General features: G+C 42.8%; 19 protein-coding genes. 11 read left to right on the forward strand and 8 right to left on the reverse strand.

Annotated elements, in window-relative coordinates:
* The first annotated feature begins 40 nt into the window (after positions 1 to 40).
* From ABFV72_RS02600 to ABFV72_RS02615, 4 genes are all read left to right on the forward strand, one after another.
* The gene (locus ABFV72_RS02600; RefSeq protein WP_347162311.1) at positions 41 to 1057 is read left to right on the forward strand and encodes a YHYH protein; all 1017 of its coding nucleotides are present in this window, start codon (positions 41 to 43) and stop codon (positions 1055 to 1057) included.
* Entirely contained in the window at positions 1044 to 1874 is an 831-nt protein-coding gene (locus ABFV72_RS02605) for a hypothetical protein (protein WP_347162312.1), read from the forward strand. The genes ABFV72_RS02600 and ABFV72_RS02605 overlap by 14 nt, the downstream gene beginning before the upstream one ends.
* Positions 1875 to 2149: 275 nt before the next feature.
* Positions 2150 to 3607, forward strand: a complete 1458-nt coding sequence (locus ABFV72_RS02610) for a phosphatase PAP2 family protein (RefSeq protein ID WP_347162313.1) — start codon at positions 2150 to 2152, stop codon at positions 3605 to 3607.
* A 115-nt stretch (positions 3608 to 3722) separates the two neighbouring features.
* Positions 3723 to 4370 carry a glutathione S-transferase gene (locus ABFV72_RS02615; RefSeq protein ID WP_347162314.1) on the forward strand — a complete coding sequence of 216 codons (648 nt, stop codon included), beginning with the start codon at positions 3723 to 3725 and terminating at the stop codon, positions 4368 to 4370.
* 47 nt (positions 4371 to 4417) lie between these two features.
* Here the strand turns inward: ABFV72_RS02615 and ABFV72_RS02620 are convergent, their stop codons facing one another.
* The 4 genes from ABFV72_RS02620 to ABFV72_RS02635 form a co-directional block, all read right to left on the reverse strand.
* Complete coding sequence (locus ABFV72_RS02620) at positions 4418 to 4717, reverse strand: hypothetical protein (RefSeq protein WP_347162315.1); 300 nt, start codon at positions 4715 to 4717, stop codon at positions 4418 to 4420.
* Positions 4718 to 5344: 627 nt separating this feature from the next.
* Complete coding sequence (locus ABFV72_RS02625) at positions 5345 to 6190, reverse strand: IclR family transcriptional regulator (RefSeq protein ID WP_347162316.1); 846 nt, start codon at positions 6188 to 6190, stop codon at positions 5345 to 5347.
* Between the two features lie 220 nt (positions 6191 to 6410).
* Positions 6411 to 7676 carry an MFS transporter gene (locus ABFV72_RS02630; RefSeq protein WP_201547212.1) on the reverse strand — a complete coding sequence of 422 codons (1266 nt, stop codon included), beginning with the start codon at positions 7674 to 7676 and terminating at the stop codon, positions 6411 to 6413.
* 128 nt (positions 7677 to 7804) lie between these two features.
* Positions 7805 to 8959, reverse strand: coding sequence for an acyl-CoA dehydrogenase family protein (locus tag ABFV72_RS02635; RefSeq protein ID WP_101204502.1), 1155 nt, complete (start codon positions 8957 to 8959; stop codon positions 7805 to 7807).
* 329 nt (positions 8960 to 9288) lie between these two features.
* Here ABFV72_RS02635 and ABFV72_RS02640 point away from each other — a divergent pair, with 329 nt between their 5' ends.
* The 7 genes from ABFV72_RS02640 (at position 9289) to ABFV72_RS02670 (ending at position 17695) form a co-directional block, all read left to right on the forward strand.
* Positions 9289 to 10065: an enoyl-CoA hydratase gene (locus tag ABFV72_RS02640; RefSeq protein ID WP_347162317.1), complete on the forward strand. Its 777-nt coding sequence runs from the start codon at positions 9289 to 9291 to the stop codon at positions 10063 to 10065.
* Between the two features lie 115 nt (positions 10066 to 10180).
* Positions 10181 to 11746, forward strand: a complete 1566-nt coding sequence (locus ABFV72_RS02645) for a 3-hydroxyacyl-CoA dehydrogenase (protein ID WP_347162318.1) — start codon at positions 10181 to 10183, stop codon at positions 11744 to 11746.
* A 72-nt stretch (positions 11747 to 11818) separates the two neighbouring features.
* On the forward strand, positions 11819 to 13021 hold the full coding sequence (locus ABFV72_RS02650; protein ID WP_347162319.1) for a 3-oxoadipyl-CoA thiolase: 1203 nt from the start codon (positions 11819 to 11821) through the stop codon (positions 13019 to 13021).
* 169 nt (positions 13022 to 13190) lie between these two features.
* Positions 13191 to 14879: a fatty acid--CoA ligase gene (locus ABFV72_RS02655; protein WP_347162320.1), complete on the forward strand. Its 1689-nt coding sequence runs from the start codon at positions 13191 to 13193 to the stop codon at positions 14877 to 14879.
* Between the two features lie 166 nt (positions 14880 to 15045).
* Positions 15046 to 15525, forward strand: a complete 480-nt coding sequence (locus ABFV72_RS02660; RefSeq protein ID WP_347162321.1) for an acyl-CoA thioesterase — start codon at positions 15046 to 15048, stop codon at positions 15523 to 15525.
* 165 nt (positions 15526 to 15690) lie between these two features.
* Entirely contained in the window at positions 15691 to 16725 is a 1035-nt protein-coding gene (locus tag ABFV72_RS02665) for a hypothetical protein (RefSeq protein WP_347162322.1), read from the forward strand.
* A 142-nt stretch (positions 16726 to 16867) separates the two neighbouring features.
* Positions 16868 to 17695, forward strand: coding sequence for a hypothetical protein (locus ABFV72_RS02670; RefSeq protein ID WP_347162323.1), 828 nt, complete (start codon positions 16868 to 16870; stop codon positions 17693 to 17695).
* Positions 17696 to 17742: 47 nt separating this feature from the next.
* On the opposite strand, the gene ABFV72_RS02675 is transcribed toward ABFV72_RS02670, so the two are convergent.
* The 4 genes from ABFV72_RS02675 to ABFV72_RS02690 form a co-directional block, all read right to left on the reverse strand.
* On the reverse strand, positions 17743 to 18738 hold the full coding sequence (locus ABFV72_RS02675) for a glycosyltransferase family 2 protein (RefSeq protein ID WP_347162324.1): 996 nt from the start codon (positions 18736 to 18738) through the stop codon (positions 17743 to 17745).
* A gap of 61 nt (positions 18739 to 18799) precedes the next feature.
* Positions 18800 to 20101: a hypothetical protein gene (locus ABFV72_RS02680; RefSeq protein WP_347162325.1), complete on the reverse strand. Its 1302-nt coding sequence runs from the start codon at positions 20099 to 20101 to the stop codon at positions 18800 to 18802.
* Positions 20101 to 21405 (reverse strand): glycosyltransferase, encoded by a 1305-nt coding sequence (locus ABFV72_RS02685; protein WP_347162326.1) that lies wholly within the window; start codon positions 21403 to 21405, stop codon positions 20101 to 20103. The genes ABFV72_RS02680 and ABFV72_RS02685 overlap by 1 nt, the downstream gene beginning before the upstream one ends.
* Before the next feature lie 175 nt (positions 21406 to 21580).
* Positions 21581 to 23092 (reverse strand): glycosyltransferase family 2 protein, encoded by a 1512-nt coding sequence (locus ABFV72_RS02690; protein WP_347162327.1) that lies wholly within the window; start codon positions 23090 to 23092, stop codon positions 21581 to 21583.
* Between the last annotated feature and the right edge of the window lie 245 nt (positions 23093 to 23337).

Here is a 23337-nt window from a genome sequence, read left to right on the forward strand (position 1 = left end):
AAAAATTTAATCAATTATTCATATAAACAGGACACTATTTATGCAACTTTCTACTGCTAAATTCGGCTTAAGCTGCTTAGCGCTGGCACTCGCATCAGGCGGGCTTTTTGCTTGTAGTAGTGACGTGTCGAACACTAGTGAAAGTACGTCTACCAGTGTATCTAGCAAAAATGCAGACAATGTGATGCCATCGGTACAACCGTCTTATTTTTTGAGTGATGGCTTGGTTGAGCCTATTAGTAAGGTGTCATGCTCATTGTCAGATGGGAGCACTGGTGAATGCTATAAAATCGTTACCGAAAATAAGCCAAGTGACGTTGGTATGGGGCCATGGTGTCCGAGCAATATTGCAGATGATGCCTCAAAAGGTGGGATTTGGCTAGAAAGCGGCGAAGTCCATGATGTTGATGGCGAGTTCGTTAAAAACTTAGCAGAGTTCTATGGCGACAGTAATTGGAATATGTATAACAAAACCACTGGGGAGATTATTAAAACCTCAACGCTTGAGGAGTGTGTGGCCGCGGCAGATCCTAGAGTTGGCCCAGAATTCCGTAACTATTGCGTTGAGTGCTTGCCAGAGTACGTAGAAGACTTGACCGATACTTTCTATATACCAGTCACACCAAAAGCCGCAGAAAGTATCACTGAGTTCGGTGGCCCAGGCCCTCAATCTAGAGGTCCATCGGTACGCGGTATTGCCTTTAATGGTGTACGTTTTGATGCGCCCGCACCTGTCAGTAATATCTTAGGCGCTTATACGCTTGCGCCGTTTGACGATGCTGGTGGGCATATCAATTCTCATGAAGGTTACCATTATCACGCTGCCACTGGACTAACGACTAAGATTGAACAAGACGACGGTCATGCGCCAATGATAGGTTATGCACTTGATGGTTATGGCATATATGCTAATACTGATGTAGAGGGTAATGAATATACCGATCTGGATGAAGCACGTGGTCATTATGATGACGTGAGAGGGTATCATTATCATGTGGACAAAGCAGGCAATAACAACTTCATAAACGGACTGCGTGGTGTGTATGCTGAAGACTAGTTTGTCATCAACGACAGTTGCGTGCTTAGCTGCATTTGGACTGAGTATCGTGAGCGTCAATGCGACTGCCCACAACCCCAATACCTCGACTTTTATACTGTCGAAAGCGGCTGATGGCAAATATTTGGTACGTCTAGATGGTGCTTTGACTGGAGTAGAGGCGCAAATTAACGAAACGTACTCGACCAACGCGTATAAAACGGCGGAGGAGTTTCAGCAGTTAGCCAATGAGCACTTTGTTAAGTCATTGACTTTATCTATCAATAACCAGCCCATTAAAGTAGTGAACCCAAATGTACAGCTGGGCCACGGCACACAGTTCTCTGCCGAGGCGCAGGGTATTAGCGATACGGTCGAATCTATTGATTTGACCAATACGTTCTTTAAAGACTTGCATGGCAACCGAATGACGGTCGTATTGCTGTCTGACCAATTTCCAAAGACGCAATATATGCTTAGTGATAGCAATGAGCATCATTTAAGTTTACAGTTGGTTGACGGTCAGTGGCAACAAAATAACAGCGATGTACTGCCTATGACAGCTGATGACACTCAACCGCATACTCATGATGGAAGTGGTCAAGAGGTGGTATACCATCATGACGAAGACGGCCATGACGTAGATAATCATTCGCATGAATCTGCTGATGATCTAGCACTAGATAGTGTTTTAAATACTGATAAAATAAAATTAGCAAGCACGCCGACATTGGCTGCAGCAGACAAGAGCTTGTTTGGTTCTATCTATGTATTGGGTATTGGTGCTGTAATAGCATTGCTGATAGGTGCAAGGTGGTTTTTTAAGAAGAAACAGTAGTAGCATGGCGCGTGGTGTCAATCTAGACATCACGCCCAGAGCTTTTCTAAAACAATATAAACAGGTCAGCATATTTCAAGGCTATTTCATTGAACACTGTGTCTACGCATCTTTTGTCTACGAATCGTGCGCCATCGAAATCAACACGTTTTAGACATCTGGCTCTTGCGTTAGCGATATTTTATCTGCTCTATAATTTGACGACTTTTTATAGTGTCTCCCTGTATAGACTTTATCCATCGCAAATCTATAATCTCGCCACACCGTTTGACAGTATGATTCCTTTCATTCCCGCTATGATTGTTCCTTATAGCTGGTCGTTGATTTTATTTGTTGTCAGCTTTTTTTTAGTGCGGACGTCTGCGCAATTATCTTTATTGACCTATCGGCTAATCTTAGCGACCATTTTTGCCTGTTTTATTTTCTATCTCTATCCCGCTCGTTTCTCATTCAGTCGGCCAATACCTGATGATTGGACGCAATTTGGCTATCAGTTTTTGCAGTTGGTGGATAAGCCATTTAATCAGCTACCATCGTTGCATGTCAGTTATGCCATGTTGCTTGGCGTATCTTTATGGGATGTTGTAGCGTCTAAAAAGAGATGGATTTCAGCGGCTTATCGATTGTTGCTGACTGGCATATGTATATTGATTGCCCTGTCGACAGTGTTGACGCATCAACATCATTTGTTAGATATGTTCGGCGGGGTAGTGTTAGCCGTTACGGTGTTTATACTCTCAAATCGAATTCGTAATGCATTGGTAATCAAGCATCTGACACTGGGTGTAATAGGGTTTTTGTTGATAGCGATAGCAGGGTTTTACTTTGCTAATATGAGTATGGTGGCGTCTGAGTCTATAGAAACTTTAGCTCTTGTTATTGCTTCATATTGGCTGATCAGTTTTACGATGTTGGCTTGTGCCTATCAACAGGACAAGCCAATACGGGATATACGCTGGTTTCAAAAATCCAGTAGCGGTCGACTCACGGTATATACTTGGATGAAGTTTGCGCCAATCATTATTATTTACAATGGCATGTCACTTTTAGGGCATTGGTATTTTAAAGTTTTCTCCAAAAGTCAAAAGTATTCACTCACGCCATATGCTATTAATGACAAGGTCAAAGTTGTGGCCTCACCTCGATTGATGCAGACGGATCTAAGTAGTCATTTAACGTATTGGTTATTTGGCTCCAGCTCATTAGAATGGCCAAGTCCGTTAGAAAGCAATCGACCTGCAGTTCGCTATCAAATTATCGTTGTTGATTTGGCTGCTGAGATATCTAGCCACACCCATAATCTTGAAATAGCTGCTAACGGCATTATGAATACGACAGTTCATTATTTGTATTTGCCTTTGTTGGATTTGCAGCCATTGAATGACGTATTGCTCCAAGACTATATTGATTTATTTAAACAAATTGATGCGTTGATACAATCGGCAGAGACACAAGCGATAACCGCTAATAATGAGAGTTGGGTAGAGGGTAGTCAGGTAGAAGATAATCAGGTAAAGGGTAGCCTCATCACACTTATCAATTTCCATTGCGTAATGGGTCTGTCGCGTAGCATCGGTGTACAGGTTTTATATTTATTATATTGTGGTACGCTAACTGTCTATAACTATCAATCGTGGATTGAGCAGCATTATCCGCACGCGCACCTGAAAGATGCTTATCTACCACAGTCATTAGTAGAAACTATGGCCAATTATAAGTCTGTCACCTATTAAACAGCGCCTTAATAACTATTAATGTCAGTAGGTTTGCGTCTGCTAATTCTTCTTTGTTTGCTTTTTACCTATTATTTACCTATTGCTTAATTCCCATTCAACTATGGAGGAATCTATGAACACCTCGTTGCCTCGCTTGTACTCTTTTCGTCGCTGTCCTTATGCTATGCGCGCTCGTCTCGGTCTAATATTCGCCGAGTTACCAGTAGAGCTACGAGAAATCACGTTAAAGAATAAGCCAGATCAGATGCTAGCGATTAGTCCGAAAGGCACGGTGCCAGTTTTACAGTTAGCGGATGGGACCGTCATTGAAGAGAGTGCGGAGATCATGATGTGGGCGCTTGAGCAAAACGATCCTCAGGGACTACTGGATGAAAAGGTTTCATCTGAGGCTAATGCACTGATTGCACAAAACGACAATGAGTTTAAACAGTGGCTCGATCGCTACAAATATGCCGATCGTCACCCTGAGATGACTCAAATAGAATATCGACAAAAAGGTGAAATTTTTCTGCAGGATTTAGAAGCGTTATTAACTAAGAATGCCTATCTACTAGGTAATAACGTGACGGTTGCTGATATTGGTATCATGCCGTTTGTTCGCCAGTTTGCCCATGTAGATCGTGATATTTTTTATAGTTTGCCTTACCCGAAATTACAGATATGGCTACAACACTGGTTGGAAAACCCGTTATTTGTACAAGCCATGACTAAGTTTCAGCCATGGCAGGAAGGCAATGAGGTAGTGGTGTTCTCTGCTTAATATAGCGGGTTCTATATAAGCTGTATAGGGTATCAGTTTCGATTAATTTATCTTGATTTCACGACAACCACTTTTTGTGCTGGATGTTTGTCTTTAACAACGATTACTTTTTTAGCTTTAGCTTTGGCTTTCGCTACGACAACTTGCTTGGCCTTAGGTTTAGCTTTAACTACGACCACTTGTTTCGCTTTGGGCTTTGCTTTAACGACGACTGCTTGTTTTGTCTGATGTTTGTCTTTTACTACGACCACTTGTTGGGCCGCATTCGCTGGACCGATCATAGCAAAGCAAGTAGATACGGCCAATAGTGAGCTGATAGCGATTTTTTTCATGTTGAAGTTTTTCATAGTAAGGTCCTTTTAGGCTAATTATAAGTAAGCGTGTTTATTTAATGGTTAAAGATATCTGAATTTAACGTCGATCTATTGAATAAGTAGATAATAGCGAGTTATAGCGTTACGTACTTTTATGAAAGTTAAAGAAAGGTGACTTTTTCTAGCAGATACTGAACCATTAATACAATCTTAAGAGCTTTTTGCTAAGGGTCGGCAGACTAGCAACACTCTAGAGATGATAGTTACTCAACTTCATCTGAAGTCGTAGCTATGTAGCTATAAAATGAGAGGCACGGTAATTTTTACGTGGATTTGAAAGGTTTTAAGCGAATAGAAGTGATGAGATATAAAAAGGGGCGATTTATTTTGAATAGCTGACAAGCAGCGTATAAGCAACTTTTTTAAAGCAATTTGTATAGGTATGATTTCAGCAGTAGTATGCATCTTACGAAGATTATCTCCTATAATAAACAAGGAGTGAGCATCTTGATGTTCACTCCTTATCAAACAAGATTTGTGCCGCGATATGCATCTGACTGGCTTAGTTCGGAAACTCTAATAATGTAGCACTAAATTTACCGAGCATTATCTAAAGATTTAATGCAACTTTAACTCTACTTTTTTAATAGTTCAAAAGAACTAGCTAATATACAGATTGCTCTCAATCATGTTTTTCATATGCAGCAGGCGAGGGGCAATGTCTTCTTCTAGTTTGGTGCGACTAAGGATAAAACTTGGTGCGCCGCAGTTAAAAGTGAGCAAGCCTTCTGTCGGGTGCATCAGCGCAATGGCTACCGCATTGACATCTTTTTGCCATTCACTAATTGAAAAACAATAACCATAGTCCTCATAGTCTTGAAAGGCTTTATCTAATCCTCGTCTAATCTTTAGCCAATCATCTTTATACTTACTACGAATCGCATTAAGAATAAACTCTTGCTCAGCAGGTGGCATACTTGCCAAGCAAGCTCTCCCCATCGAACTTAAATGAATAGGCAGATAAGAGCCGACATTGCGCTGCATGGTCGTGGTCCCTTGGCCTTGCACAACGTTTAGATACACCATCATCAGTCGATCACGAGTAGCCATGGCAACGGCACTCTTGGCATAGTCTGCTAGCTCTTCCATATAAGGAGTCGCAAGGTTATTGATAGAGATATTAGTCATCATGGTATAACCAAAGCTTAGTACCCCTGTTGAGAGCTGGTACTTACTACTATTGGTCGATTGTTTTAAATATCCCAATTTGACCAATGTATAGGTCAGACGAGTGATGGTTCCTTTAGGAAGTCCTGTCAGCTGACTTAGGTCTTGGTTGCCTAGATAAGGTCGCTGCGGGGTAAAACAACGCAGCAGCTCTAACCCTCGAGCTAACGCTGTGACAAATTGTCTGTCGTTTTTATCTCTCATCTCTGCAATGGGTTCTAACAATTCAATATGCATCTCATTGTTAGTGTCTTCATCGGCAAGGGTATCATTAGTCATATGTCGTCTATTATCCCCAATCAAATTCATACAAGCGTTATAAAATCACAAAACTTTATTATTCATAGCATTCTGTGAGCTAATATCAGCCCACAGTTACCCACTGTCTCTTTGATTATATTATATCAATTTACTTTCACATTCTCAGCATAGCATAATGAGAAACTATTGTTTCGCTATGCGGTATGAACGGTAGCGATAGTCATTATAAGAGGTATGGTTAGGCTTGTTGTGGATCATATTGCTTTTCTTTAATGAACAAAGTAGGGATAAGACCACATAAGAAATATGCACCTGCCATAAGTAATAAACCTGCGCCGATAGAGTTATGCATGGCCATATAACCGATGGCAACAGGAGCAATCACAGAGCCAAGCCGTCCAATATTAAATGCACCACCGATAGCAGTACCTCGGATAGCAGTAGGGAAGCTTTCGGTTAGATAGGTGGCATTAATGGCATAGGGGATACCATATAAGAAACCAAAGGTGATCATTAACCAACCAATATTTTCTGGAGTATGCATATATACTAGAATAGGAATAAACAATGCGGTGCCCATCGTACCAAAAGCAAATACTATCTTACGTCCGATTTTATCAGCCATAAATCCAGCCACAACTTTGGCAAACATCATAGTCAGGTACGTTCCCGCCATATACAGTGCCATTTCTTTGAACTTGATACCCAATTCAGTTTCTAGATAAGAAGGTAGCCAGTTACTGACACCAAAATAGCCAAATAACAAAAGTCCTGAGCTCATTGACCATAGGATAAACATGATACGGTGTTTCGGATTTTCCATTATCGCTTTGTATGGGTTCTCTGCTTTTTTGAGTGTATCTAGTGCGCCGCTCAGTTTTAGTGCTCGAGCGTCTTTCCAAGACTGGGGTTCAGGGACCAAAAAGTACATTGATACTGCCAAAAGTATCGGCAAAAACGTCAGTAGATATAGTGTGCGCCAACCATAGCTAGGGATAATCCAAGCGGATACACTGGTGATAACCAATGAGCCTAAGGTAAATCCTGTCATCAAGGCTGCAAGTACAGTGGTTCGATGTTTGGTAGGTACCATCTCTGACATAAGCGTATTGGTAGCGATATAAAGACTACCAAGCCCCAAGCAGGCAATAACCCGTAGCGTGACAAATTGCTCATAGCTCTGCACCAATCCACTAAAACCAGACAATATAGAGAACATGCCAGTCGCAAGGACGATGACACGTACTCGGCCAAAGCGGTCGCAAGCCCAACCACCAAAAAACCCACCGATTGCCATTCCAAATAACGACCAACTGCCTAGAGCGCCAGCTTGTACATTAGTCAGTGCAAACTCTAGTTTTAGGCTGGATAAGGTAAAGGCAAGAATACCGATATCAGCCCCATCACATAGTAAAACTAAAAAACAAAAAACAAAGGCCAGTTTCCAAGGTTGTTTTTGGGTGGAACTTATACTTGGATCTGCAGTTATAGCGACACTTTTCACAATTTATATCCTTAACGTTGTGAGAATGAAAAACTAATTTAATGCGTAGTGGTAAAAATAGAGGGGAACGGTATCAGCATCCTAGCAAATACCGCCGTGCATTTTGATAGATGAAAAAGTGGTAAGGATTACTCGCTGGCTTCTTTAATCATATTGCGGGCAATGATGACTTGCTGAATTTGTGTGGTACCTTCATATAAACGATATAGACGTACATCACGATAAAAACGTTCAATACCGTAGTCTGCGATATAACCGGCACCGCCATGAATTTGTACAGCTCTATCAGCAACACGGCCACACATCTCAGTGGCAAACATTTTGGCGCATGAGGATTCAGTAACAACGTCTTTGCCTTCGTCACGCAGACGTGCAGCGTCTAGCACCATGGATTTGGCGGCATAGATTTCTGCTTTTGAATCAGCGAGCATGCCTTGGATAAGCTGAAAACTGGCAATCGGTTGACCGAATTGCTTACGCTCGACGGCATAGTTGAGTGCATCATTCAGCATGCGAGTGGCGGCTCCAGTACTGGCTGCTGCAATGTGCAAGCGCCCTTTATCAAGCACTTTCATGGCCGTTTTAAAGCCAACCCCCTCAACACCGCCGATGAGCGCATCCGCTGGTACGACGCAATTATCAAAGATCACATCACAGGTATGCGCGCCTTTTTGCCCCATTTTTTTGTCAATTTTGCCCAAAGTAATACCAGGCGTGTCACTCTCCACGATAAATGCTGAAATACCGCCAGAGCGTTTGTTCTGTGGATCAGTACGTGCCATGACAGTGAATACACCAGCCTGCGGGGCGTTGGTGATATAGCGCTTGGTTCCATTGATGATATAAGTATCACCATCCTTAATAGCGGTCGTTTTCAATGAGGCGGCATCTGATCCTGACTCCGGCTCGGTCAAACAGAATGAACCGATGATTTCACCACTGGCCAACCGAGGTAGATACTTCTGCTTTTGTGCTTCAGTGCCATCAATTACTAGGCCGGATGAGCCAATACCATTATTTGTCCCTATTAATGAGCGAAACGCAGGGGAGGTACGTCCTAACTCAAATGCCAGCGTGACCTCTTCTTCCATAGTGACACCAAGTCCGCCGTACTCTTCAGGTATGGTCAATCCGAAGAGCCCTAATTCTCGCATTTGCTCAATGATCTCTTCTGGAAGGCGGTCATTTTCGGCAACCCAATGTTCCATAGGGATAAGTTGATCATTAACGAAGTTACGAATAGTCTGAGTGATGTGGTCGAGGGTCTCTTTATCTCTAATCATATGAATCTTCCTTGTTTGATTGATGCCTGATATCAATATCGGCGCTGTGACAGTACTAAATAATGTGACGTCCTTGGATAAACAGCATAATCGATGAATTATTAAATTACAATAGTTTTGGTTTAAAAAACCGCATTGCGGTATTTATATGATTGAATATGGCTCTTTATTTTAAATTTATTATAATTTATCAAATTTTTATGCTTCACAAACCAAAATAAACAGTATATATTGATATTAAATACCGCATAGCGATATTTAATATTCAAAATGAATGCTTTGTTAAGGTGTTTATACTTTATGCAAGAATGATGTTTAAGGAGTCTATCATGGAAAAGCCGCTCATTATTTGTGAGAAAAGAGGAGAGGGTGTGAGTGTCGTTAGACTTAATCGCCCTAAAGTGCGCAATGCACTAAACAGCGAGCTACGCCAACAAATGGCAGATCTGTTCATTCAACTAAATGATGACCCACAAACCAAAGCGATCGTCCTTACTGGTGGTGACAAGGTATTTGCCGCTGGTGCGGATATCAACGATTTTTTGACTACTAGTACAGTAGGTATGTACCTGCGTCATAGTGAACGCTATTGGGAGGCCATTACTAACTGCCAAAAACCCATTATTGCTGCCGTCAATGGTTATGCTCTGGGCGGTGGCTGTGAGTTGGCCATGCATGCTGACATTATCATCGCAGGCAAGTCTGCCAAATTTGGTCAACCCGAAATCAAGATAGGACTCATGCCAGGTGCTGGCGGGACGCAGCGTTTATTCCGCGCGATTGGCAAACATAAGGCCATGAAGATGGTACTAACGGGCGATATGATCAGCGCTGATGAGGCGGACACAATGGGGCTGGTATCTGAAGTCGTGGCAGACGAGGCTACTATCACACGCGCCATTGAGATTGCTGAGCAGCTATCACATTACTCTCCCATTGCCCTAGCGCAAATCAAAGAAGTAGCAAATTTGGGTATTGATATGCCTTTAGAAGGTGCGTTGGCTTTAGAGCGTAAGGCTTTCCAGATTTTGTTCAATACTCACGACCAAAAAGAAGGCGCTAAAGCCTTCTTGGAAAAGCGTCCTGCAGAGTACAAAGGGCATTAATCCATAGCTGCGTTAATTCATAAGCACGTGAATTCAGAGCCACATTGTGCTCGCTTTTGAAGCAAGTTATCACCTTTGAACCGAAATTTCATAGCAAACTATGTAGAGAGTTATTATGACTGTGAACACAATTGCCATTATAGGCACTGGTATTATGGGCATGGGTATTGCTCAAATTGCTGCTCAAGCTGGTATCCAAGTACTTTTATATGACGCCAAATCAGGCGCTGCTGAACAAGGACGACAATCCTTGCAAAGTACCCTAGAAAAACTAACTGCTAAAGGCAAGTTTACCGATGAGCAACTACAGGATATTTTAAGTAATTTGACCGTACTACAAGAGCTTAGCCAAATTGCGACTGCTGAGATAGTGGTTGAAGCCATTATCGAAAATTTAGACATCAAAAAACAGCTTTTTGCCCAGTTAGAAGGTGTGGTCACTACTGATACTATTTTGGCGACCAATACCTCCTCCTTATCAGTGACCGCAATTGCTGCTGACTGTGATCATCAAGAGCGCGTGGCAGGATTTCACTTCTTTAATCCAGTCCCTTTGATGAAAATTGTAGAGGTCATTCCAGGCCTTTCTACTCAGCAATCCGTGATTAACGTTCTCTCCGATTTGGCCAAACGTATGGGTCATCTAGGTGTGGTAGCAAAAGACACACCGGGTTTTATCGTCAATCATGGCGGTAGAGCGTACGGCACAGAAGCGTTAAAAATATTGGGTGAAGAGGTAACAACGTTTGAGAATATTGATCAAATTTTGCGTGAAGGTGCAGGATTTCGCATGGGGCCGTTTGAGCTGTTAGATCTCACTGGTATCGATGTGTCGCACCCCGTGATGGAGTCGATTTACAATCAGTTCTATCACGAAGCGCGCTATCGTCCGCATCCACTGACCCGTCAAATGCTGGTAGGTAAGAAGCTTGGTCGTAAGGTTGGTGCAGGGTTCTATCACTATGAAAACGGTCAGAAGTTGTCAGCAGCTACTGCTCAAGATCAGTCGTCCGAAGCACTCATATCTGATGCCGTTGTTACCTCAGTTTGGGTTGGCGCTGATCTGATAGAAGACAAAAATCAATTGGTCGATTACCTAAAGTCTCAGGGTGTCGCTATTGATGACAACGACAAGCCAAACCCTGATAGTTTGGTTTTACTAGCACCCTATGGCGAAGATACGACCAATGCTGCCATTCGTTATCAAGTTAATCCTAAGCAAGCCGTTGCCATTGATATGCTCACTGGACTAGCAAAGCATCGTACTTTGATGCCAAGTCTAGTCACGCAAGAGACATTTATCGCACAAGCTTATGCGTTATTTGGTAAAAGCTTGGATGACAGTGAAGCAACCACACAGCCTATGGTCGGTGCCACGCTGATTTCCGAAAGCATCGGCTTTGTGGCACAACGTGTGGTCGCTATGGTGATCAATCTTGGTTGTGACATTGCTATGCAAGGGATTGCTTCACCTGAAGACATCGATAATGCCGTCAAGCTTGGGCTAGGTTATCCATATGGTCCTATCTCTTGGGGCGACCATCTTGGGGCCTCGCGTATATTGCTTATTTTAGAGCGCATCTACGGACTGACAGGCGATCCGCGCTATCGCCCAAGTCCTTGGCTGCAACGCCGCGCCAAGCTTGATGTGTCATTGTTTACTCAGCAAAACACTTACTAATTTGAACAACAAAATATGGTTGTCAAACCATAAAACCATTATTCAGAGTTAAAAATACGACAAGGAAACGTTATGTTAGATGCCTATATTTATGATGGATTAAGAAGTCCTTTTGGTCGATATGTTGGCGCATTAGCAACCGTACGTGCTGATGATTTGGTTGCTACCGTGATGAAAGCGTTAGTCGAAAAGCACCAACTATCTGCTGATATCTTTGATGAAGTGTTGCTAGGCAGTGCCAACCAAGCAGGCGAGGACTCTCGCAATATCGCGCGTAACGCGGCTTTGTTAGCAGGGCTGGATGTAACAACTCCAGGTCAGACAGTCAACCGTCTATGTGCGTCAGGTCTGTCTACTGTTGTCGATGCTGCACGCAGTATCACGTGTCACGAAGGGGATATTATTTTAGCAGGTGGGGTCGAGTCGATGACGCGTGCGCCGTTCGTATTTGCCAAGACAGAGCAGCCTTTTAGCCGTGATTTTAAAGTATTTGACACGACCATTGGTAGCCGTTTCCCCAACCCAAAAATTATTGAGCAGTTCGGCAGTGATACCATGCCGCAGACGGGCGACAATGTCGCGCAGAAGTATGGTATTACGCGCGAGGAAGCCGATAAGTTTGCAGCCGCATCACAGGCCAAGTACCAAGTCGCCAAACAAGCAGGGTTCTTTGACAATGAAATAACACCTATCACTGTCTCCCAAGGTAAGAAATTGCCTGCAAAAGTAGTCATAGATGATGAGCATCCGCGTGCCAGCTCTAACATTGAAGCACTACAAAAGCTCAAGCCTTTAAACAAAGATGGAATCGTCACCGCAGGTAATGCCTCTGGCATCAATGATGGTGCTGCCGCGCTCATCATTGGCTCAAAGCAAGCAGAAAAAAAGCTAGGCTTTAAACCGATTGCCAAGATCCTATCATCAGGTGCAATGGGTGTTGAACCCAACATCATGGGCGTTGGTCCTGTTGAAGCGATTAAGCTAGCACTAAAGCGTGCGGATCTGACCCTCGAGGACATGTCTGTCATTGAGATCAATGAAGCTTTTGCCTCGCAAGTGCTTGGCTGCCTTAAAGGGTTGGATATTGACTTTGATGATAAGCGTGTCAATCCCAATGGTGGAGCTATCGCTGTCGGCCATCCGCTTGGCGCATCAGGTGCAAGAATTGCCCTGAGTACCGCCCGAGAGCTACAGCGTACGGGCGGCAAATATGCCGTGGTCAGCCTGTGTATTGGTATTGGGCAAGGGCTTGCCATGGTGATAGAACGCGTCTGAGACTCAAAAGCACGCTCGCCCCATTACTGATTATAGTTGATTCAGTTTAAAAGAGAGACAAGGCAACCGAGCGCAGATGTAACTGTGATAATTCAAGTGAGGTTAACGCTGTCACTCTTTTACAGAGGATTGACTATATTAAGGACAATTTATTATCAAGGAAGATACCATGACAACCATACTCAACGAACACGATAACTACCATCAAGCCGAAGAAGCGTATGGGTTCCCGTTAATTATCAAACAGCTACTAAACCGTGCCAAGATTGCTTCCACCAACCAAACCATTAGCTATGCCGACAAAGTCACTTATACCTATGCTGAGTTTTTTAAACGTATTAATCGCTTGGCCAATGTATTAAAAAATATGGGCTTGCAGGCAGGTGATGTGGTCGCGGTCATGGACTGGGATAGTCATCGTTACCTTGAGGCATACTTTGCAGTACCAATGTCGGGCATGATTTTGCAAACCGTTAATGTGCGTTTATCTGAAGAAAAAGTGCTATATACCGTCAACCATGCTGCGCCAAAAGCCTTATTGTTGAATGCTGAATTTGCGCCGATGATTAAAGACTATCGTGACGATGCGCCTTCTATTGAGCATGTGATGTGGGCTGATGATGCAGAAGGTGACAAATTAGGTGGTGAGAAAGCAGCGCTACCTGACTATGTCGATGGTGAGTACGAGGCACTGTTGGCAGCCGCCAGTGATGAGTTTGATTTTCCAGATTTTGATGAAAACACCATCGCCACCACATTCTATACCAGTGGTACCACAGGCGATCCAAAAGGGGTTTTCTTCACTCATCGCCAGATTGTACTACAGACGATGGCAAGCACACTGGCATCAGCGCTCAATGCCGAAGGTCAAGGTGCGCGCTACAACGATGTCTATATGCCGATGACGCCTTTATTTCATGTCCATGCGTGGTGCTGGCCGTACGGCGCTACCATGATAGGACTAAAACAAGTATATCCAGGACGATATCTGGCACCAAAGTTAGTCGATTTGATTGAGGAGCACAAGGTCACGCTGTCACATGGTGTCCCTGCAATATTACAAATGCTCCTCAAAGAAATGGCGGAACGCGGTCGCAAATTTGAGAATCTCAAACTACTGCTAGGTGGCTCAAAGCTAAACGAAGGCTTGGCAAAAGCAGCTATCGAGTGCGGTATCGAGTTTATGTCAGGGTTTGGGATGTCAGAATCATGCCCTGTACTGTCTCGAGCAGTATTCGATGACAAGACTGAGTCGATGACCCTAGAGGATAATCTCAATTATCGCTGTCTGTCAGGTTCGCCCATTATGCTGGTATCGATGGAAATCTGGGATGAGAATGGTAAACCACAACCAATGGATGGCAAATCGACAGGCGAGCTTGTGATACGAGCACCGTGGCTGACCCAAAGCTATTTTAGAAACCCCGATGCAGGTAATGAGCTGTGGAAAGGTGGCTGGATGCATACGCAAGATATCGCCTGCATGACCGCTGATGGCACGCTCAGCATTACCGATAGGCTAAAGGACGTCATCAAGTCAGGCGGTGAATGGGTGTCCTCGCTTGAGGTTGAAACAATTCTTTCCTTTCATCCGAGCGTCGCTGATATCGCGGTGATTGGTGTTCCCGATGAGCGCTGGGGCGAGCGTCCTCTCGCATTGGTCGTGCTAAAGCCAGATTATATCGATACAACATCGACAGATATTTTGGCACTGGGTCATCAAGCGGTTGAGAGAGGTCATTTGCCAAAATATGGTGTGCCAAGTGAAGTGAGATTTCTATCAGACATGCCAAAAACCAGCGTCGGTAAACTCGATAAAAAACGCATGCGTTCGATGTACTCAGAAAATCTCATCTAGTCAAACAATCCGGTCACCATCAAATCGACTCTGACAAAAGTGAAAACTTGCATAAACCCTAGTGTTTGACTAAATACTAGGGATGAGGGAGGTGTGTGAGTCACGAGCACCCTGAGTCACACTCATCATCTATATAACAAAACTGTCTAATAAAAAGAGAGAAACTATGGAAGCTGCGCCTATGTTCCCAGAAATACAAGAGATTGTCGCAAGCGACGACAATCACCCATTGCATGACTTTACCGTTATCTATCCTCAGCAAGTGGAATGGGGTGATATGGACTCCTTTGGTCATGTCAATAATGTGGTTTATTACGAATATGCTCAAAACGCTCGTATCTACTACAACAGGCGACTTGGTTTATTTAACGAACAGACGTCTTCGGTGATGGCAGCCTCGTTATGTCAGTATTTAAAATCGGTTGCCTATCCCGATGAGTTATGGATTGGCGTTAAGGTCAAAAAAATCGGTAATTCAAGTCTGATTCACGAATATACCTATTACAGTACGGTGCAGAAAGCAGTCGTTGCAATCGGTGAGTCGGTGTTGGTATATCTCGATAAATTGAGTGGGCAAAAAAAGCCGATCAATGAGTCGCAAAAAGACGCGATTGCTGCTTTAGAGAATATTAACCAAGAAGCGTAACACCAAATATATCGGTCGAATTATGATTGGGGTTTTTAATTAGGAAGTACTTATTAAGTAGAAGTTAATTTTCATATAAAGGGATTGTTTATTTTTATGGATTAAAGAAAACGTAGTAGCAATTGGGATTGATAAGGATATCAACATAAAACAGGGAATAGATGAATGATGCTTTATATAAAAAGGCTATCTGTAGGTTTTGCTACGGTTGTAACATGCGTATCTGCACAAGCAGTCGATCTTGTGACAACAGGTGACACGACTTTGAGTATCGGTGGTTACATCAAAGCAGAAGGTGCTTTTAACTCTCCTGATGAAGGCGAGTCGGAATTTAAGGGTAATTTACGCCAGTCTCGTATCAATGTTAAGACGACCAAATCGGTAGATGATAAAAAACTCACGGGGTTTATCGAAGGTGATTTTTATGGCGATTACGCCAAGGGCGGCTCAAATCTGCGCTTGCGTCATGCGTATGTTCAGGTTGATGATTTGACAGTGGGTAAGACTTGGAATGGTCAGTTTTTGGCAGTGGCGCCTCTTTCTACGGAGCAGATTGACTTCTGGGGTACTGGTTTGGGCACGGCCTCTGGTGGTGGTTCTTATATTCGTCCAGATTTGACGTTGCACTATACTTATAAGGGGCTACGTTTTACGGCGCAAGACCCTGTTTATGATAATGCGAGCCTGCCTGATATGGTGGTAAGCTATAAAGATAAGATATCTAACTTTGAATATAACGTGGCTGTCACGGCTCGTGATGCCGAGAACGGAGATGGTTCAGATGTGGGTATCGGTGTTTCTTTAGCGGGCAAGCTAACATTGGGTAAAGATTCACTCCATGCCAGTATATACAATGGTAAAGGCATGGGTGCCTATTCTGCTATCTGTGTTGGAGGACCGCTAGTTATGAATGGCGGCGTAGACTGTGATGCCGAGGATGGGAAGCTTATCTCGCAAACTGGCTATAGCGTAGGATATAAGCATCAATTTACCCAAAAGCTGCGTGGCAACTTGCGCTATGGTGAGGTAAATGTAGACGATGCGGCAGATACTTCTGCTAATGTAAAAAGCGCAAACCTTATCTATGAGTATCTACCAGATCTAGATTTGGGTATTGAGTGGAGAAATCAGGACGTAACGACATTCCCATGGATGCCAGCAGGTCAGCAAATTGAAATAATGGCAAAATATGATTTTTGAGTTGAATAAGTAAGAGGTAGGAAGTGGCAGACTTTTATTAAGATAAGGCTTTATCCGGGCATAATAGAGGTAAAGCTTTGTCTATAAAAATTGCTAATAATGCTAAAGTAGCAATCAAAAGTTTACATTAACTAAGGTTGCTATGTCCAATATAGAGTCCAATACAGAAAAACCAACACTTAAACAGAGTATCGCGCTGTCAGAGAATAGCGGATATATATTTAATGATATAAGCACAGCGCAATCTGCTTTCTTAACACTACCAGTCGTTATACAAACTGCACTAGAGCAAGCTAAACGAGTCGTGCTAATTGCAAATAATCCTGCTGTGACCACGGCTCAGCTTGAGATGTTGTTACAGCCCGATGATGTCTTAGTGTTATTTAATCACTTTATTCACGCTGATTTTTTTGCTAGCCATCAGTTAGCTAGTTCACTACCTAAGTTGCTGTTTTTTCGGCAGATTGGCGACAGTAAGCTGCATTTTGGCCTACCGCCTAGAAGCAATCATATATCAGTGGTGGAGCATATGGCAGAGACCGCCCCGCTAGGGATATTAACGAGCAACCAGCCTTATCAGTTTCCAACATTAGCTGATGACCCAAGCCCTAATGACGATCCTGTCACTGCTCATCGAATCTTAAACATCCCTTCGAGCATGCAAAAACTATTATCAAGCTCTACCTACCACAGTGTAATATCAGAGCATCATAAAGTCGTTACTGACTATCCATATTTTACTGATATTCATTCGTCAGCACCTTCATCAGGTTTTCTATTGTATCGGCTGATGCTAGCAGCTCGAGCATACTTACACAGTATTCAAGACACGAAACTACCGTTAGAGATAGTAATAATCGGCTTCAATGACAATGATAAAACTGCTCACTTTTGGCATGGGCATAATTGGAATTTTGAACGTCAGGAAATGAGTCGACTACCTAAAGGAGTGGCTATTCATCGGTACTAGAATATTGGTTAACTAAGATATGTTTAGCTAGAAATTGCTAAAAATAGTTAAACATAAGGAGCATCAGGACAATGAGCGTGCTTTATCTCATTGTCGCTAGGCTCTCGTCTTATAACTATCAATGATGACTGTTCTTCGGTCCAATCAATCAGATCCATGTCGGAAAATTGTGACAGCCATCCTGCCATAGGCCAACAGTGCCATTTTTGATAGAAACGATTGGCATTGACAATGATACTGTCCAAATGATTGAGGGGTGGCCGATAGACACTATGCTGCTGATGATAAGCGATATCAGCAGTAAGGTAAAAATCGATACCTAATCGACGTGCTGTAAAAGCAAAATCGGTATCCTCTGCGCCATAACCTGTATATTGGGTGTCAAAACCACCAATTTTATTAAAAGTCTGTCGCTTGATAGCGAAACATAGACTCCAGAATGCACCATAGTCATCAGTCTGTTTGATAGCTGTTTGCTTCGTTCCTGCTTGGTTTGAATCAGCTTCATCAAAATTATAACGATAAGGGTTATAGACAGACAGCTCGTCTAAAACAGAGAAAAGCAAATGATTGGTTTTTAATAGTGCATTTTCTTCTACTGATAATGGTCGCGTTAGATAGCGCGGTTGACCCATCAAAAGCGCATTAGGATATTGCAAAAGCTTCTTATACATTTGCTCAATAAACGTAGGCGCTACGATACAATCAACGTCCAAAAAAATCAGCATATCGTGAGTTGACTGCAACGCTCCAAGATTGCGATTATGTCCGATATCAAACTCTGTAGTTGTAGTATCGTCACCGTCATTCACAGCTGATTTAACCGTAGTCGGCAACTTCACGATATTTAGTGAAAATTCAGCTAATCGATTGGGATCGGCGTCATCGTTGACAATGATGACTTCGACTGGCTTCACACTACTATTTTCTAGACTGCTGAGTAGGTTGTAGAGATGACGATTACGACCATAGCAAGTCGTAATGACGGTCATCGGTACAGTATTAGAAGTCATGCTAGCGTTACTCGTTGGCTGAATGGTCATCGCTTGTCTTTACCTCGTTATCGTATTGCCTGTTATTTTTAATAAGTCAATATTTAATAAGTCAGAATTCAATTGTTGATTCGGGTGCTAAGTTGAGTCGAGGAAGCAACCAGTTTTCAAACCAACGCTTAGTAGTAGGATAATCAGTGGTGCTATGTATAAACGCTTGAGCAGCTGTTGGCGTAACTGCGTTAGTTTCCTCGCTGCTATCTTCCTCACTGTTATTTTTTTCAATGCTATCAACCGAGGTAGGGGGGTGTGGTTTATTTCGACAATGAATTATTTGAGCAATAGATTCAGGTTGACCGTCATTGATGCTCATTGAGGTTTTAAACTGCTGCCAATTTAGCGCTTTGTTTTGAGCGACTAACGCTTCAGCCATGACAGCTTGTTCATTATGAGGTCTGTCATCAGGCACTACTATGAGCGGCGTATCATAATGATATGCTTGCGCGACAGCGTTTAGGCCGCAGGCCATCATTAGATAATTGCTATGACAAATAAATGGTGTGACGTCATCTACCTCAGTTGAGATATCGACATAACATCGTTTGTCATCGTCTATAGGCCCGAGAGAGATGATTAATGCATTGGGTAGCAGTGAGCGCAACTCCGGTAGTTTTTCGTCAATCGCTTTGTGTCCACCGTAGCCTTTAATAACGGTGATAATAGGTCTTGTAGCTCCGGACTTGTATGTTAATTGAGCCCTGCTAGATAGTAGGCTTGTAGATTTAGGAGCAGAAATTTCGATACCAGCGCTTAATTTTGCCAAAATATTTATAAAGCTCTCATAAGTACATGACTCAGCTTTTTGAGAGTAGATAAAGTCAAGATAGAGCGTTTTATTACAGACCCACTCAGATGTCTGGGTAGACTCTAACGCTTTAGGATAAGGCGCCAGTAAGCCAAGCGCACCAGCAAATGCACCTGTATGTGGCGCATCGTCGCGAATGCCCGGAAGCCTAACGTAAAGGTAAGGGATGCTTGCCGCACGGCAGAGCATTGCTACCTCGACGCTGACATCGATGATCATTAGATCAATCTTACGTTGAAAGATAGTGTCTAATATTTGGTGACTGCGTTTTTGAATGTCACCATTGCCTACGGGCGAGTAGTGTAGGCTGGCTGGTTGCCAATATTCTCCCGCACGACCTACCAATATGTCATCGGGGCGTTCATCTTCTGCATTTAAACGCACGATTTGTTGTTCATCAATAGCGGTAAAACGATAGCTATCTATATCTAAGCTCGTAAATACCGTTAATTGCGCTCTTGCGTCATTAGGTAGCAATGCAGCCAGTTTGTCTGCCTGGCGGCAATGTCCTGAGCCATGATGATGAGCATAATATCCGATACGCATCATTACGATCCCTCAGAAAAGCTAACAAGATCATTATCAATTTCAACTGGCGCTTGAGTGGCTTGATTAAAAAACTGCAGGGAGTCTTTTGTTAAATCAGACAGCTCATAGCTGTTGATATTGTTGATGTAGCTTTCTGAATTGTCTTCTATTAATACAGTTCTATTTTTTAACGCTGCTTTATATAGTGCCAGATAGCCGTCTACCATGGCTGATACTGAACAAAATTGTAAAGCGCGGTCACGGCAGGCTTGGCGTGATATATTTTTAATCGTAGCAAAGCCATTGATAAAGGCGGCTTTGTCTTTTTTAGGTACGATGACTCCTGTCTCTGAAGTAATAATTTCGGCACTGGCTCCAGCATCGAAACCAATGACTGGTGTGCCACATGCCAAGCTCTCAGCTAAGGTCAGTCCATATGGCTCGTCCCAAGTGCTGGTAAACAGCATGGCAGTTGCTTGGCACAAATAATTATTGATCTCGTCCTTGGTGACATGACCTACGTAACTGAATAGTTTGTCGTCGCCACTCTTACTGTCTTTAAATAACAAAGGGGCTACTTTTTGATTGAAGTAGTCTTCATTGCTTTTAGGTCCTGCTATGATAAGTTTCTTCCCAGCTTCCATACAGTACTGCATGGCTAAATGAGTGCCTTTTTCAGGGCAGATGCGTCCATACCAAAAATATATCTCGTCATCGCAACCATCAGTATTGCCAAGCGATTCTGTATTGGCAATAAAGGATTCGACATCGATGCCGTTATACACCACTTGTGAGGGAACAAACTCAGCGAATAACTGCTGTTGGTGCTTACTAATCGCTGTAAATTGAGTAGTTGTACCAGAGCGTAATGTTAAAAGTGCCAAACGTAGCTGTGGAAAAATAGGCGTATGAAAAGTGGTAAAAAACCTTTCGCCAAACGCTTGACCTGTCATCATCGGAATGTGATGCAGACTGTGGTTATGTACGATATCGATCTCACCACGCTCATCACGTTCGATAATATCTCGTAGGGCTATCTGATAGGTGAGATATTGGTACATCTCTTCACGGCCCATGGCGACCGTTTCATGCTCATTATCATAGACCATCTTATTAAACTCATGACGAGTCAATAATGGCACCAACGTTGCTTTCGTCTCGCTATCTTTATGAGCGTAAAGCAATACCTCATGACCTTGCGCCACTAGCTCGTCACAAATCAATTGGGTAATCATTTCTAGACCACCCGCATATGGCTGGGCAATGGGATACAGTGAATGCGCGATAATGGCAATACGTAGCGGTGAATTCGAAGACCTAATCATGTTTTTAAGACCTTTATAGTTATAAGTATTATGGCTATAAGCGTTTTGGTTAGTAGAGTGGTGTATAGGGAACCTAGTATAGAAACGATAAAAGACAATAGAGTGACCTTGTTTCAAAATTGGCTTATATAAATCGCAAGTTTTTACAAATTACTGGCTTTATAAGTATTGATTCTTACGAGTCGATGGTTTTTTTATCTTTAAATAAAGACGTCGCATAAGATGTCGTGATAGTCGTCTTCTTTTCATGGGCTACTTTTAAAGTCTGTTTTAGAACCTTACTCATACTTGGCATGTCTGCTCGAGCATCAGAGAAATTATCCATTGCTACCTTGGCGGCGCTTAGTTTAAGAATACAAACTGCCGCTGCACATATAAATAGTACTGGCGAATAGAGCGGTGAAAATGGCGCTACAACTATGGCTGTAATGATATTTAGCACCAACAGCAGTTTTGGTAACGCTGCTATATTCTTAAGGAATAATGACTGACGATTTTGGATATAGTTTTGTTTTGGTGTACAGACAAAAGGTTTCTCTCGTCCCCACAGCACAGGAAGCCATGACAAGGCACCAATTTCCCAAAAGTTCAAATGCATCAACCATGCACGTACTTTTCTGCTAAAACGTGGCTGATGGCTGTCATCTATTTGTTTGTTAAGAGGCGATTGATCACGGGAATATGCCCACAACCGTCTAAGGATGAAAAAGGCATAACCTGCATAAACCACATACAAAGGTGCAAGCATCGACACGTCAACGTTATTTACCAAAAGCATATCAACCATCACCAGTAATGAGCAGATATGCAAAAGGATAAAGAACCCTGTGAAATTTACCCAAGCACTCAGTTGAGACAGATGAGCGCGTATATATGCTAGGCGTTCACTCATACTTTTGGATTGCGAGACATACTGAACTGGAGAGTTGTACGGGACTGACAGGTAATCCGTGAGCACTTGCATATTGCCGTAGATCCAACGTCGACGTTGACATATTAGGTCATCTAGTGTGTTAGGTAGTAAACCTGTGGCAATGACTTCTGGCACAAACTGACTGCGAAAACCTTGTCGATGCATAAGCACGCCCATTTGAGCATCTTCAGTGATAGAAGCACCTGACCAGCCTCCTATACTCAAAAGGTCCGAGCGTCGAATGACTGCGTAAGTACCCGTTGATAAGGCGCGATTGCGGTTAAAAGGACGATACAGATGATGATTAAAATAGTGATTCAACTCGCTATGCGCATCTAGCTGTCCTTCATTACGATAAAACTGCGGAAATTGCAGTAGGGTATGCTCAGGATATTGAGCGATAGCCCGCGTAATAGAGGCTCTAGCATGTGGTAATGCTTGGTAATCACTATCGACCACCACAATGTGACTACAGTCTGGACTCATTAATCCAAGTGCCAAGTTCAAAGCACCCGCTTTGAATCCTTCGACACGATCAATATGATAAAAATGGACATTCAGCTCAGCGTCTAAGCTTTGGCAAAATGCTGCTAATGGCTTATATAACGACGTCTCTTTATTATTGTTATCGATAATCAATATTTCATCGCGTGCTTCTTTTACTGCTAATAACGACTTTATCGTGGCAATAACCAACTCTGGAGGCTCAGCTCGCGTCATCAATTGAAAACTGAGTGCTGCGCTAGTCAAAGTTTCTGGTGTGTTAGCAGTCATGTCTGGTCCTTAAGCAGGTACAACAAGTTAAAATTTATATAAAGAAAAGTATGCTTATAGGTAATGTCAGTACTTGTATCTTCAGTCATTTAATGAATACCAATGCATACTAATACAAAATTAAGTAATGATTTAGCCGATAATTGTTTGTGATAAATTAACTGTGTAAGTTGTACGTAATGTGACATAAAAACCTAGTATTTTAATCACGTAAAAATAGGGTGTTTTTTGATTGAGAAGGGGGT

Source organism: Psychrobacter proteolyticus (assembly GCF_039762275.1).
Classification (GTDB): domain Bacteria; phylum Pseudomonadota; class Gammaproteobacteria; order Pseudomonadales; family Moraxellaceae; genus Psychrobacter; species Psychrobacter proteolyticus_C.